This is a genomic window from Massilia sp. NBRC 108631, from assembly GCF_059704565.1.
Genome location: NZ_BAAKJE010000010.1, coordinates 24,244 through 37,182, shown reverse-complemented (window position 1 = coordinate 37,182; position 12,939 = coordinate 24,244). Strand labels below are relative to the sequence as shown.

Sequence of the window (12,939 nt, the reverse complement as noted above, 5' to 3'; positions counted from 1 at the left end):
GGAGGCAAGTTGCGAGGCTGTGGCTGCTGGTCTTGCCGCCTATTCGGGCCTCGCAAAGCGAGGCCCGGCAGAGGCCTGAGGACTGCCGGCGGCCACCGGCACCGGACGGACCAGCGCTGTAGGCGCTTGCGCTTGCTTGGTCATCAACAGTTCCCTAAGTAACTCGGCTCCCTTTGTGGATAAGACTTGAAAATCGGGCGGTGACGTGCCTGCATCGTTGGCTTGCAGTGTCACGCTGAGGTGGTGCAGAATCTTGCTTATTCGCACCCCCTCGTTTAAGTTCAGGAATTTGACTTTGCTGATACCGCGTCCGGGCGTCCATTGGCCGCCGTCGATGTCCAAGATGGCGCCAGTGGCATCGCGCGCAATCTGAGTCGAATGGTGTAGGCCGACCACTTCCCATTGGCGATTGAAGACGGGAGCGCCGGACGAGCCGGCGTTGGTGTCCGCTTCGTAGACTAGGTAGGACGATGCTTCGTCGCGTTCCACGAGCCGATTGTCGTTGATGACGACTTGCTTCAGTTCACCCAGCGGATGCTGGATGATAAAGACAGGCTCGCCGACCGCGATCTTGCCCAGTTCGGCTGTCAGCCGGTTGTAGCCGTAGTCGCTGATGCGGGATTGACTGTCAACGCTCAGCGGCTTAACCGCTACCAGCACGTAGTCCAACAGATTCCAGGGACTGCTCAGCAGCAGCGTGTCGGGATCGAGCGCGAAGGTGACACTGGCGCCGAGCGTGCCATCGTAGCGTTCTTCGTAGTCGAACAGGGCCCACGAGTGCGGGGCGATCTCGGTCAGCGGCGGGCCGTTTTGATCCGACCAGTCCAGTACGTGGGCGTTGGTCAGCAACAGGCCTGGACCGACCAGGAAGCCGGTACCGCCGATCTCCCTCCCAGCCGCCGAGCGCGCGCGTATCTTCGCAACAGTATGGCGCAGGTCTGCGCCACGCTGCAGGAACCAGGCCGGCAAGAAGTCGGCTTGGCCGACCACCCGCTCCAACTGGTTCTGTGCTTGGTCGCTAAGTTGCCGGATGTCTGGCTGGGCGCGGATTTCCCGCGCAATTTCCGGTGCGAACATCTTTTCGGCCAGTGGCGAGCTGACCAGCCGGTGCGCACGGATGGTCGCGATAGCGGGGTCGATCAGGCGAACGGTTCCGGCGGCAATATGGGCGTACGTGTTGGCGACCGCGTCGTCCTTGCGGTCGAGACGCTCGCTTGCGGCGGCGTAGATGGGATGGAGATCGAGCATGACGTTAGAGGGCGATGATGTCGCTAACCGATTCCAGGCGGCGCCGGCCTGGCCCCTGTAAGGTTGCTTCCAGGCCGGGGTGAGATTCGACCGCCACTTCCGACGGGATCAGATGCGAGAAATCGAGCCCGGTACGGTCGATAATTTCCTGGACGCTGACTTGCCAGGTAGCCGGATTGAAACTTTCGAGACCGCCCAGTAAATCTTCCTGACCCAGCAGATAGGCCGATACGGTCAGTTGGTGCTGGTCGGTCACGTAGGCGGCAATCTTCCAGAAGTGCCGCGGCAGGCGCACACCGCGATACAGCGGGTCCTCGTCTGTCAGCACGGGTCCGGTGAAAATTGTCAGCAGGCGGTTGGTGCCCGTGGCCATTCCCAGCAGGTAGTTCTCGATACCCTGCCAAGTTTCGTCGTTCTGGTTGAAGTCGGCGTGTTGTGGCGAGCAGTTGGTGAAGTGGAAGGTGTCGTTGTTGGCCTTCAGGGCATCCGAGCCCCAAGCGGGATCGAGTCGCCGCACCAGATGGCCACGGTCGAGCGCATTGCGGGCATACAAATCTTCGCCGATCTGTTCCGATTGGGCGATGCGAGGATCGAAATACCAGGTGTCGCGGTCGCGCTTGGGCTGCTTCGCCTGGGCACCGTCAATATTGACGGCCGTATAGTAGGCTAGTTGCCGGCGGCGGTTGATCACGATGGAAAAGTGGTGGTAGGGCAAGACGGCTGCATCCTGGCCTGGTTGGGCCTGGGCGTTCTTGGCAGCGTTGCGTCGCTGGTCTTCGCTCAGGACGGGGTGGTCCACGGGCACGCCTAGGAAGTCCACCTGGTAGCCCTTGCGGCTTGCGTAGTCAGGGTCGATCTCAACCCGTTCGAGGCCGGTTACTGCTGGCGCCGGGCCGGCACCGGCGGGCAGGTGGGCCGCAGTGCTGATGGCGGCGTTGCCGCCGAGGGATACCGTAATCGTGAGGGGCACTTGCAGCTGGATCGTACTCATGAACACTCCGTGAAGTGAAAAATTGATCGGTAGAAGCAAGAGAAATATCCGGCAAAGTTGGTAAACTGTCAATCTAAATATTTTCATTTTGAAATGACTTTTTGGAAACTTGATTGTTGCTAGCCTATACGCAGGTTTTGCAGTCGATCCGCTTCAGGCGGTGCGCGTACGGGCGCCACTACGGCTCCGGGGCCGGTATGTATTCGCCATCTGAATCCGCCGTTGGGGGAAAAGGTCGGCCCGGAAGTCTGCTCTGCCTACGGGCTTGCGAGGACGTGATGGTGGCCTACAGCGCGGTGTACCAGAGTGATTCCTGAGGAGATGGGTACCTGATCAGCTAGTGACGACGGTGATCCTTGCAGATTGGATTTTCGCTCAAGGATTGGAGTCCTTCCAACTACATGTATCGCCGCTGCTGCAACCATTCGTCGTTTTGTTCCGGTATCAGGACGTCGACCACGCGGATGATGGCACGGTCATTGGGGAAGATGCCGATGACCTCGGTTCACCTTTTGACGGCGGCATTCAGGCGTTTGGGGCTGTGTTGGTGTGATGATCGAGATGGACTTGACGTCGGTCATCGACAGTAGTGAGCGACCTGGGCGTAGCGTAGCGCAGTCCGGTGGACGCGTATCAGCTTCCAGAACCGTCGCTGCCCACGTGCCTGATGACGCGCATCGAATGCGGCCCTCGGCGGCCCTCTGCGGCCCGCGCAGAGCCGCTTAGAAACCGCCTGCCGCGGCCGCAGCCTACCTGTGTTGGTCAAACAAGGCAGCGGTCCGGCTCATGATCTCGGCACCGCGGGCGCAGAGATGTTTGTGCTTTAGTTGGTAGAACATCGACAGCTCACCGCTCGTGTGGACTCGCAATGGGTTCTCTTCGAACAGGAGATAGACATGGGTCTCCGCGAGCGTAAGTCCAACGAGAATCTCGTCGCCGTCCGCGTCCACCGTCAAGGCGCCTCGGTTGAGCAACTCGCGGCGCCGCTCGTCGGTCAGGTTCAGCATTCACGGCCTCGCTGCGCATTTAACATGTGGAAGAGCTTATGCGGAATGCCGCTGAGCTGCAGCACGCTACGAGGCAACAATTAAACTTTCCGCGAAGTTAGATTTCAACGCGGGCATAGCCGAGTGGCAAGGCGTCGTCCTTTCAAGTCCGCAGGCCAATTCCCGGGTTGGCTCGGCCACCTGGTGCCCTGCGCATTTGTCTCCGGGTTGACGCCGGAAGTTTCATCGCGAGTTCACCAGTGGGCCAGGACCGCTATTCCGATAGCGAATGTGGCCAGCACGATTTTTTCACGGTTGCGTTCCCAGACGACTTGCACGAGCCATCGGATTGGGCGCTTCTCCGCTGCGTTTTTCAATTGGTGCATCTGCTCGATGTAGCGCGCCTGATGGCTGATTGTCCCGGAATGGCGCTTGTTCTCGTCCAGCGTGGCGGCGAGAAGGTCGAGAACATGGTGCTCGCGGATGTTGGCCCGCCAGGAGTCGACGCAGCGCAGGTGCGCGCCGGGCATGGGGCGCGACACGCCGCCGCGCTGCTCGGCGTCGCTGTAATCGAACACCAGTCCGAACTGTTCATAAAAGCGATTTCGGCGCAGCTTGTTCGTTGCCGTCCCCTGATGGCTGGCCAGTTCCACGCTATTGACAATCGCCTCCGGCCACTGCCGCGCCCAATTGACGATTTCGTTCATCAGATAGGTGCCGATACGATTGCCCTCGTACCCCGGCAGGTCGAGGAAAACCGCGCCCGGCATATCCGTCGTTGACGTGAGGGAGACGCTCTGGGTGCCGTCGAAGTGCCGGCGGTAGCTGGCGGTGAAATCTCCGGTGCGCTGATCGGTTCTCTCATACTTCGGCAACGCCAGCCGGTAGTGCAATTCAATGGCGGCCTTGTGCACCAATCCGTCGCGGGGATCCCGCTCGTACTGTTCCACGCGTTGCACGACAATGTGGCAGATCGGTGCAACGGAGGGATTGGTTCGGCTGCGCACTTCCAGCACCTGCAGTTGAGGCTTCGTGGCCTGGCTGTCCGCCCAGCCGGGGTCGATAATTGGTATTGGCATGTTGTAATTTTTAGCTAAGGTTGCATTTTTTAGTATAGGCCGGTTGCCCGCTACGGCCCGGTTCCGATGCGCTGGCCCCGGTCAATGGAAATTCCGGCTGCGCGTATCGAGTTCGCCGAGCAGGTGGGACAAGTCCACCAGCCGGTTCGCCACAAGGTGGCGCACATTGTTCGCCGTCTGCCACTGGCCGTACACGCCGAGCAGCGTCGCGCCCATCACTTCCCGCCGCTGGGCGTCAACCAGCCCCGGCCACACGATGACGTTCACGTTGCCGGTTTCGTCCTCCAGCGTAATAAAAACGGTGCCCTTCGCCGTTTCCGGGCGCTGGCGCACCGTGACGATGCCGCAGCCGCGCGCGAGGCGCCTGTTGTCGTAGTGGTTCAGCACTTCGGCGGGCATGAAGCGCATCGCGTGCAGCCTTTTTCTCAGGAACGTCAATGGATGCTTGCCGAGGGTCAGGCCGAGGTGCCGGTAGTCGGCCAGCACCTCCTCTGCGTCCGAGGGGGCCGGCAGCGACAGGGCTACCTCCTCGATGACGGCTTCGCGCAGCAGGCCCTTGGACGGCGCGCTTCCCGCCGCAACCCACATGGCTTCGCGCCGGTTGCCGGACAGCGACGCCAACGCGCTGGCGCTGGCCAGCAATTTTAAATCCTGCGCGTCGAGCTGCGCGCGCAGCGCCAGGTCGCTGACGCTGGCGAAGGGGACGATCAGCCGCGCCTCTTCGACCCGCCAGCCGGCGTCCCGTTTCAATCCGCGCACAAGATTGAGCCCGAGGCGCACCGCCGGCCGCCCGCTGTCCGACGGCTCAAGACTGGCCTCCCAGCCGCTGATGGTCACATCCACCGGGCGGACTTCCACGTGGTGACGGCGCGCATCCTGCACCAGCTGCGAAGCGCTGTAGAACCCCATGGGCAAGCTGTTGAGGAGGGCGGCCAGAAAAGCTTCCGGCTCGTGGCATTTGAGCCAGCTCGACGCGTAGGCGAGCAGGGCGAAGCTGGCCGCGTGCGACTCCGGGAAACCATACTCGGCAAAGCCCCTGATCTGCCCGACGATGCCGATGGCGAACTCGGCGGTATAGCCGCGTTCGGCCATGCCCGTCATCAGCTTTTCCTCGAACTGCTCCAGGCCCCCTTTGCGCTTCCAGGCCGCCATGGCCCGCCGCAACCGGTCCGCCTCGCCGGCCGTGAAGCCGGCGGCGACCATCGCGATCTGCATGACCTGTTCCTGGAAAATCGGGATGCCGAGCGTGCGCGACAGCACCGCCTCCATCTCCGGGCTGGGGTACGTCACGGGGTCTTTGCCCTCGCGCCGGCGCAGATAGGGATGGATCATGCCGCCCTGGATCGGCCCGGGGCGGATGATGGCCACTTCGATCACCAGGTCGTAAAACCTGCGCGGCTTCAGGCGCGGCAGCATCGACATCTGCGCCCGGCTCTCGATCTGGAACACGCCCACCGTGTCGGCCTGGCAGATCATGTCATAAGTGGCGGCGTCCTCGTGCGGCACGTCGCCCAGCTCGAACGGCATGCCGCGCCAGTCGGACACGAGAGAGAGCGCGCGGCGGATGCAGCTGAGCATGCCCAGCGCCAGGATGTCGATCTTGAGCAGTCCCACGGCGTCCAGGTCGTCCTTGTCCCATTGGACGATGGTCCGGTCGTCCATGGACGCGTTTTCCACCGGAACCAGACGGGACAGTTTTGAATGGGAGATGACGAAGCCGCCCGGATGCTGGCTCATGTGGCGGGGAAAGCGCATCAAGCGCTCGGTCAGCCATGCCCATTTTTCGGCCAGCGCCGAACCCGGATCGAGGCCGCAGCTGCTCATGCGCTGTTGCAGCTCGCTGGTCGCACCCCAGCTGTGCCCGGCCTTGGCCACCTTGTCCACGATGGACAGGTCGATGCCGAGCGCGGTCCCGACGTCGCGAATCACGCTCTTTGGTCGGTAGCTAATGACCACGGCGGTCAGGGCCGCGCGGGTCCGTCCGTACTTGCGGTAGATGTACTGGATGACTTCCTCCCGCCGCTGGTGCTCGAAGTCGATGTCGATGTCGGGCGGCTCGTTGCGCTCCTTGGAGATGAAGCGCTCGAACAGCAGCGTTCCGCGCGCTGGATCCACCTCGGTCACGCCGAGGCAGAAGCACACCGCCGAATTGGCCGCGGACCCGCGCCCCTGGCACAGGATCTTGTTGGCCCGCGCGAAGCGCACGATGTCGTAGACGGTGAGGAAGTAGCTCTCGTAGGCCATCTCCGCAATCAGCGCGAGCTCGCGCTCCAGCAGATCCTGCACATTGCCGGGCACCCCGTTCGGGTAGCGCCAGTAGGCGCCGAGGTAGGCCTGCTGGCGCAAATAGGTGGTGGCGGTCTCTCCCTCCGGCACCAGTTCGTGGGGGTATTCGTAGCGCAGCTCGTCCAGCGAGAAGCGGCACTGGTTTGCCAATCTCACCGTCTCGTCCAGCGCGGCGCGCGGGTAGAGGTTGCCCAGCCTGACCCGCGAGCGCAGATGCTGCTCCGCGTTGGAGGCCAGGCGGAAGCCGCATTTCGCCACCGGGATGCCGTGGCGAATCGCGGTCATGGTGTCCTGCACCGGTTTGCATGAGCGCACGTGCATGCACACGTCGCCGGTTGCCACCACCGGCAGTCCGTATGCCTCGGCCACCGCCAGCACCGTCCGGCGGTGCTGCTCGTCCTTCGAGCGGTGGTGCAGGGTCAGGGCAATCCTGGCGCGTCCAGGCGCGACCCGCAGCAGCCAGGCGGCCGACCTGGCGATGTCGTCCGCGGCATCGCCGTACCTGGGCAGCAGGATCAGCTGGCAACCAGGCATGCCGCGTAGTTCGGCCAGCTCTGGCGGCGGTGCGGCGATGTCGCCGGGACGGACCAGGTACGCGCCCTTGTCGGCGCGCCGGCGGGCGACGGTGATCAATTCGCTCAGGTTGCCATAGCCATCCCTGGTCATCGCCAGCACAAGCAGACTGAACGGCGGTTGGTCATCCTCGGGTGTCACCACCATCTGGCTGCCGATCAAGAGGGGTATGCCGCGCTCCTTCGCCGCCACGTGGGCTTTGACGGCGCCGGCAAGCGTGCATTCGTCGGCGATGGCCAGGGCCCGGTAGCCGAGCGCCTGGGCGCGCTCCACCAGCTCCTCGGGAGACGAGGCGCCGCGCAGAAACGTATAGTGCGACACGCACTGCAGTTCAGCGTAGTCGGGGAGGGGAGAGACGGGCCGGTTCATGGTCACGCGAACAGGCCGTGCAGGTACCACTGCATCTCGCCGCTGCGTTCGCGGTAGATCCAGAAACAGCTGGCGTCGGCGCCCTGGGCGATATAGTAGTCGCGCGCGGCGGTCTGGTCGTTCCACCAGCCGGCCTCGATGCGCTCCGGTCCGCGGATCAGGACCAGCGGGCTGCCGTAGAAGGGCCGCTCGTTGCGCAGCAGCAGCTTGACGGGCTTGGACAGCAGCCAGAAGGGGCGCGCCAGGTCTTCATACTCGTCGCTGACTTTCCGGAACTTGTCGGTGGCGGGTCCCCATGCGTTGCAGACCTCCGGCCGGTGGTCGGCGCAGGGGATGGGGACCAGGACGTTTTCGGGACCGAGGCGGGCGGTGAGCAGCTCCATCAGCCGCAGCATGTCGGCGGGAGAGCCGCCCGGTTCCGGGAACAGCGATGCGTTCGGCGGCTCCATTGGGGCCAGCGACAACGTCTGCAGCCGCAGGCCGATGACGGGCCCGGCCAGTTCCAGCTTGGCCAGGCGTTCGCGCAGCAGCCGCAGCAGGTGATCGGCCTTCCACGCGGGCTCCGCGAGCGCGATTTCCAGCGGTGTGGGCGGCACTGCCGCGCGTCCCCGCTCGTGTTCGAGCAGCAGCACAAAGACTGATACGGCCAGTTGCATCGCCGTCAGCCAGCCGGTCATCTGCAGGATCAGACCGGTCGCGCCGTCCAGCAAGGCGTCGGCGTGTTCGACCCGTTCGTGGGTTTCGATGTGCGCGGAGAAGGTGGCCGGGATGCTGATCCAGCGGAACAGTTCGGGACGGTCGCCATAGGCCCTGTCCAGCGCGTCCGCCAGCTGCGTGCTGGTCCTTCGCACCAGGCCCGCGCGCGGCAGGCGGCGCAAGGCGCCGAGGTCCTTCGCCCCCACGCCGGTCAGCCATTCGGCGTAAGGTTGCGCGGCGGGCAGGAGCGTGCACGGCAGGCCGTTGAGCACGCGCGCGAGGTGCTCCATGCGCAGGTGGCGGCGGGTCAGTGCCAGGTGCTTGTCGCGCCGCCGGCGCGCCAGCAGCCAGGCGCCGGCGGCCGTCGGCGCGGCGCCCAGCGTGGCCGTGAAACCCATCGCGGCCAGGCAGCTGCGGATGGCCCTCGAGAGCTGCGCGGCGCCGCCGAACAGCTTCATGCTGGCGCCCACGTCGAGCAGGATGCCGAAGTCGGATTCGACCATGATGTCCGGTGTAAAGCGGAAAAGCGCCATCGTGATGGCCTGCATGGCCGCCCGTTCTTTGACGTCGTCGCGCTCCAGCAGCACCGCGCCGGGCGCCACCGACACGATGCCGCCGCTGCGCATTCCGGTGCGCACGCCCAGGCCGGCCGCCATGGCCGACACCACGTGCGCCTGCCCATCATGCATGACGACATACGGACCCGGTTCAGACCAGCAGGGGCGTAGCGCTTCGAGCGGCAGCAACGGCAGGTACAGGCTGAACAAGAGGTGCATGGTCGAACTCGTGAAGGTGGCGGCGGTCTGGCATATCGTCCAGAGGGAGGAACAGGGGCGCGTCGCTGGCGGGCCCGCGGCGCTTGAGCATCTCGACGACCACACCGCCGTGGCACGGCCGCAGCCCGAGCCGCAGGGCGGCCGGAGACGGCTCGCTGGCGCACGCCATGGGCCGCAGCAGCCAGAACCAGGTCTCCGCCGTTTGCGCCGCCAGGTTCAGCCGGCGCAGCGATTCGCTGCGGACATTGGTTTGCCACAGCAGCACCGCGCCGCAGCTGCCGTTCTTCAGTATCTGTTCCGTCGACCACAGCGCGTCGGCGGTGAAGTTCGCCCGGACCCACAGCAGGCGCGCCGGGTCGATGCCCCATGTCCTGGCGGCGGTGGCGTGCGGGATGTAGGGCGGCTGTACCAGCGCAATGCGCTGGTTCTTCGCCAGCCGCGCCAGCATCGGTTTGAGCAGCTGCAGTTCGCCGATGCCGGGCTGCTGGAGCAGCAATTCCACCAAGGTCGAGCGCGGCCAGCCGCCGCCCGGCAGTTCCAGGTCCAGGCTTGCATGGCCGCTGGCGCCGACATGCGCCCGTGAACGCGCCAGCTCGCTGCCGCGCCATACGTCGGGCAGCGTGGCCGGGTCTATGCCGGTGAGCGGTAGCGGATTGTGGGGAACGGAGGCGGATAACATGGGTTTTCTTAACTACTGTATGTTTGTACAGTATAAGGGAAACAGGTGCCGATTGCAGCAGGATTTTTATGTCGCACGGCAATTATTGCCCTTGATTCCCCCGGCTTGGCGTAGTATGGGCGTCGATTTATACTGGGTCCTTTGTGCGCGGGAGAGGCGGAATGTGCGTGAACTATGTGCCGGTTAAGCGGCAGGGATTGGAGCATTTCAAGGTGCGTTCGCCGGAGGCGGACTGGCCCGACGAGACGTGGCAGGACTATCCCGCGCCGATCATCGTCGGCACCCGGAGCGGCATGCGGCGCGCGCTGCTGGCCAACTACGGCATCATCCCGCAGCGCTGCTACGAGACGCCCGCAGCCAAACGCAACACGGTCAACGCCCGCGCCGAAACGGTCGGCGAAAAATATGCGTTCTCCGATGCCTGGCGTGCCGGCCAGCTCTGCCTGGTGCCGCTGGAGCGATTCTTCGAACCGAAGTACGAAGCGCGAACGGTGTCTTCCCGCTGGGGCATCGGCATGGCCGACGGCGCGCCGTTCGCTGTGGCCGGGCTATGGCGGGCGTGGGAGGAAGCCGACGCGCAGCTCAGCTTCTCGTTCACCCAGTTGACGGTCAATGCCGACCTTCACGCGCTAATGGGGCAGTTCCACAAGTGGGGGGACGAGAAACGGTCGCTGGTGGTGGTACCAGCTGCCCGATACGATGACTGGCTGCAGTGCAAGGATCCGGCGCAGGCGCGCGCGTTCCTGACCCTGTACCCGGCTGAACTGATGAGCGCGACGCCAGCGCCAAAGTCGGTGCCCGAGATCAATCAACTCGGGTTGTTCTGAGCCTGGCCGTTTGCTGAGACACAGCACCGAGATGGCCGGGCTGGCTCCGATATGTTGGAGGCATCGAAAACCCGGCAGCCCATATGTCGGACGAACTGAAAAATCGCGGCGTGCAGGATCGCAATCTGATCAGCCTGGAGGAGCGGCACGAGGTCGCCTACTGGGACGAGGGTTTCGGCGTCACCAAGGACGAGCTGGTGCGCGCTGTGGCGCAGGTGGGCCGCATCGCAGCAGCCGTGCGGGAGTACCTGAAAAGTAGCTGGTGGCGGCCGACTGCCGCATAGCGTCGCTTGCCGCCGACGGATGGTGTCCCCGAGCGTGGTGTATAAGAGTTGATCCTTGAGGGGCTTGGACCCCGATCAGTTAATCACGGGGGAGAGCCGTGCAGATTGACTCTCGCTCAAGGAGCGCAATCCTTCGAGCTGCCGGTATCGGCGCTGCGGCGACCACGCGTATCTTTTCTGAACATCAGGATGTCGACTGGCGGATGACGGCTTGCTCATTGGGTAAAACGCCAATTATATTGTTGCTGTGGATCTCTGTTCGATGCGCCTTCGGGAAATCCATAAAGGTCGGCACATCATGGTCGGCATCGTCCATCATGGCGGTTAGGTTGGGGGCCTGGGGCCCAACTGGTCGCCCACGGTACGCCACTGGCAGCTGGCTGCTTTAGGTGTTTTCCTGCACGAAGCTGGTCGATCATGGCGAGCACCGCCTGGCGGTGGCATTTGCCTGTATGGGCAAAAGCGTTGCGGATGAAGTGGATGCGGCAGCGCTGCCAAGTAGTCTTGAGACATTGCTGGCGGCCGCCGTGAGTCCTTCGTGGTAGCCGGCAATGACCAGCATGACGCCGCGCAGGCCGCGCCGGGTCAGTCCTCGCAGAAAATCGGCCCAGAACGGTTCAGCGTCAGATGGGCCAGTCGCCGTGCCCAAAATTTCACGCACGCCGTCGGTATTGACGGCCACGGCGATTATTAATGCCACCGACACCACGCGGCCGGCCTGACGTGATTTGTCATAAATGACGTCGATCCATAGATAAGGCCAGTTGCCTTCAATGGGCCGCTTCAGGAAGGCCTGCACGCGCTCGTCGATTTCCTCGCATAGCCGTGAAACCTGGCTCTTGGACAAGGCCGTCGTGGCCATAGGCATTTACAGCCTATCGACCAACGGCAAGTATGAAATATCAGTTCAAGCCTCGATTTTTGCAGAGGCCATTGTGACATTGCGTGAGTATTTGCCCGGCGTGGAATACACAGGGTTCATTTTTGAAAGTTGCAAAAAATCATCACTAGTTTCGTTTTTGATATATAATTTCGCTCGTTGCGGATTTCGTCCGTCTTTTCTTACTCATTCGGGCGAGGGATGCATCTATGGTTTTGCCGTACCTTCGCTTCTATGGGGGGCGTTTATATAATACGCAGCGAACGTCGTTCCTGCTGGTAATTGTTAGTGCCGTTGGTGCGATTTTGTCGGCTGGATTCTATTTTCAGCAGCGCCAGCTTCTTGTTGACGCTCAACGAGAATTGCAAAGCATGCGCAAAGCGGCTTTCGACGCAAAACTGTCCACTACAGATAATAGGCAGGCCTTAAAACCCGCGCACCAGCTTCCGGTTTTCGACAGCGTTGAATTGGTCCAAGCCCTCAATGAAGTGGCGGTGGAAACACGCGTTCCGGCCGTGGATGTTGGATATTCGCTCGATAGCAGCGAAGCCTCTCCATATCTCCGATATCGCATAACGCTTAAATTATCTGCGGAATACACGGCTATCCGGAATTTCGGCATGCAGCTTATAGCTGCATTGCCAAATGTTTCTATGGATTCAATCAGCTGCACGCGAGCCGATACAGCGACCGTTCCTTTGGCTTGCGAGCTGGCCTTTTCGGCGTTCTATCAGCGGGGTAAGCGTGGCTAACCCGGCGTTCCTGCGCAAGGCAATACTGGCGTCAGCTCTGCTGGGTGCGCTGTATGCATCCTTTTTGATGCCTGACGATACCCAAGCGTATCAGTCTGCGCCAACGCCTGAATTTCAGCAGCAGCCGCTGATTAGCGTTGTGGCGTCCTCTGCTGTCGCTATGCAAGTTGATGATGAAGACGCCGCAGGCGATCCGTTTGCGCCCCGGAATTGGTTGCCGCCAGCGCCGGCGCCAGAGCCCGTCAAGCCGGGTGCGCCAACGCGGGAAGTGGTTGCGATCGAGTTGCCGCAAGGGCCTCCGGCGCTCCCTTTCAAGTTCGCCGGCCGCATGAATGATGGCGATGACCAGGTGATCTACCTGGCACGTGGCGAGACGGCATTGATAGCCCGGAATGGTGACGTTCTGGAGAATAACTACAAGATCGTCGGCATCAATGCCAGCCAAATCGAGTTCGAGCATCTGCCGACTGGGCAGAAGCAGGCTCTTTCCATCCCTGTACAGGAGCACTGACC

Annotated in this window: 12 protein-coding genes and 1 pseudogene; 5 read left to right on the top strand and 8 right to left on the bottom strand. The window is 62.8% G+C overall.

Translation table 11 applies throughout. The features are described from left to right. Window positions 1-39: 39 nt before the first annotated feature. Together AC6H42_RS00830 and AC6H42_RS00825 are read right to left on the bottom strand one after the other, a co-directional pair. A complete protein-coding gene (locus AC6H42_RS00830; RefSeq protein ID WP_497547169.1) occupies window positions 40-1,248 on the bottom strand; it encodes a trypsin-like serine peptidase in 1,209 nt (402 codons plus the stop codon). 4 nt (window positions 1,249-1,252) lie between these two features. Continuing rightward, entirely contained in the window at window positions 1,253-2,239 is a 987-nt protein-coding gene (locus AC6H42_RS00825; RefSeq protein WP_497547168.1) for a DNA/RNA non-specific endonuclease, read from the bottom strand. A gap of 340 nt (window positions 2,240-2,579) precedes the next feature. Between AC6H42_RS00825 and AC6H42_RS00820 the strand changes: the two genes are divergently transcribed. After that, entirely contained in the window at window positions 2,580-2,792 is a 213-nt protein-coding gene (locus tag AC6H42_RS00820) for a hypothetical protein (protein ID WP_497547167.1), read from the top strand. 196 nt (window positions 2,793-2,988) lie between these two features. Here AC6H42_RS00820 and AC6H42_RS00815 read toward each other — a convergent pair whose 3' ends face one another. The 5 genes from AC6H42_RS00815 to imuA all read right to left on the bottom strand — a co-directional run bounded on the left by AC6H42_RS00815 (window position 2,989) and on the right by imuA (window position 9,683). After that, window positions 2,989-3,246 carry a hypothetical protein gene (locus tag AC6H42_RS00815; RefSeq protein ID WP_497547166.1) on the bottom strand — a complete coding sequence of 86 codons (258 nt, stop codon included), beginning with the start codon at window positions 3,244-3,246 and terminating at the stop codon, window positions 2,989-2,991. A gap of 233 nt (window positions 3,247-3,479) precedes the next feature. Then, window positions 3,480-4,304, bottom strand: coding sequence for a hypothetical protein (locus tag AC6H42_RS00810; RefSeq protein ID WP_497547165.1), 825 nt, complete (start codon window positions 4,302-4,304; stop codon window positions 3,480-3,482). Window positions 4,305-4,385: 81 nt separating this feature from the next. Beyond that, the gene (locus AC6H42_RS00805) at window positions 4,386-7,532 is read right to left on the bottom strand and encodes an error-prone DNA polymerase (RefSeq protein WP_497547164.1); all 3,147 of its coding nucleotides are present in this window, start codon (window positions 7,530-7,532) and stop codon (window positions 4,386-4,388) included. A 2-nt stretch (window positions 7,533-7,534) separates the two neighbouring features. After that, window positions 7,535-9,004: a Y-family DNA polymerase gene (locus AC6H42_RS00800; protein WP_497547163.1), complete on the bottom strand. Its 1,470-nt coding sequence runs from the start codon at window positions 9,002-9,004 to the stop codon at window positions 7,535-7,537. Next, the gene (gene imuA / locus AC6H42_RS00795) at window positions 8,937-9,683 is read right to left on the bottom strand and encodes a translesion DNA synthesis-associated protein ImuA (RefSeq protein ID WP_497547162.1); all 747 of its coding nucleotides are present in this window, start codon (window positions 9,681-9,683) and stop codon (window positions 8,937-8,939) included. The genes AC6H42_RS00800 and imuA overlap by 68 nt, the downstream gene beginning before the upstream one ends. 161 nt (window positions 9,684-9,844) lie before the next feature. Here imuA and AC6H42_RS00790 point away from each other — a divergent pair, with 161 nt between their 5' ends. Next, window positions 9,845-10,510, top strand: coding sequence for an SOS response-associated peptidase (locus tag AC6H42_RS00790; RefSeq protein ID WP_497547161.1), 666 nt, complete (start codon window positions 9,845-9,847; stop codon window positions 10,508-10,510). A 110-nt stretch (window positions 10,511-10,620) separates the two neighbouring features. Further along, window positions 10,621-10,794 carry a DUF3606 domain-containing protein gene (locus AC6H42_RS00785; RefSeq protein WP_497547160.1) on the top strand — a complete coding sequence of 58 codons (174 nt, stop codon included), beginning with the start codon at window positions 10,621-10,623 and terminating at the stop codon, window positions 10,792-10,794. A gap of 232 nt (window positions 10,795-11,026) precedes the next feature. Here the strand turns inward: AC6H42_RS00785 and AC6H42_RS00780 are convergent. Next, a pseudogene (locus tag AC6H42_RS00780) lies at window positions 11,027-11,656 on the bottom strand (IS256 family transposase); the annotation flags it as partial. Between the two features lie 227 nt (window positions 11,657-11,883). On the opposite strand from AC6H42_RS00780, the gene AC6H42_RS00775 reads away from it, so the two are divergent. Then, a complete protein-coding gene (locus AC6H42_RS00775; RefSeq protein WP_497547159.1) occupies window positions 11,884-12,426 on the top strand; it encodes a hypothetical protein in 543 nt (180 codons plus the stop codon). After that, entirely contained in the window at window positions 12,419-12,937 is a 519-nt protein-coding gene (locus tag AC6H42_RS00770; RefSeq protein ID WP_497547158.1) for a hypothetical protein, read from the top strand. Before AC6H42_RS00775 ends, AC6H42_RS00770 begins: the two co-directional genes overlap by 8 nt. Window positions 12,938-12,939 lie beyond the last annotated feature (2 nt).

Bases quoted from the DNA above. Each gene is read 5' to 3' on its own strand.
- AC6H42_RS00830 (WP_497547169.1), bottom strand. From the start codon at position 1,248: ATGCTCGATCTCCATCCCATCTACGCCGCCGCAAGCGAGCGTCTCGAC.
- AC6H42_RS00825 (WP_497547168.1), bottom strand. From the start codon at position 2,239: ATGAGTACGATCCAGCTGCAAGTGCCCCTCACGATTACGGTATCCCTC.
- AC6H42_RS00815 (WP_497547166.1), bottom strand. From the start codon at position 3,246: ATGCTGAACCTGACCGACGAGCGGCGCCGCGAGTTGCTCAACCGAGGC.
- AC6H42_RS00810 (WP_497547165.1), bottom strand. From the start codon at position 4,304: ATGCCAATACCAATTATCGACCCCGGCTGGGCGGACAGCCAGGCCACG.
- AC6H42_RS00805 (WP_497547164.1), bottom strand. From the start codon at position 7,532: ATGAACCGGCCCGTCTCTCCCCTCCCCGACTACGCTGAACTGCAGTGC.
- AC6H42_RS00800 (WP_497547163.1), bottom strand. From the start codon at position 9,004: ATGCACCTCTTGTTCAGCCTGTACCTGCCGTTGCTGCCGCTCGAAGCG.
- imuA (WP_497547162.1), bottom strand. From the start codon at position 9,683: ATGTTATCCGCCTCCGTTCCCCACAATCCGCTACCGCTCACCGGCATA.
- AC6H42_RS00790 (WP_497547161.1), top strand. From the start codon at position 9,845: ATGTGCGTGAACTATGTGCCGGTTAAGCGGCAGGGATTGGAGCATTTC.
- AC6H42_RS00775 (WP_497547159.1), top strand. From the start codon at position 11,884: ATGGTTTTGCCGTACCTTCGCTTCTATGGGGGGCGTTTATATAATACG.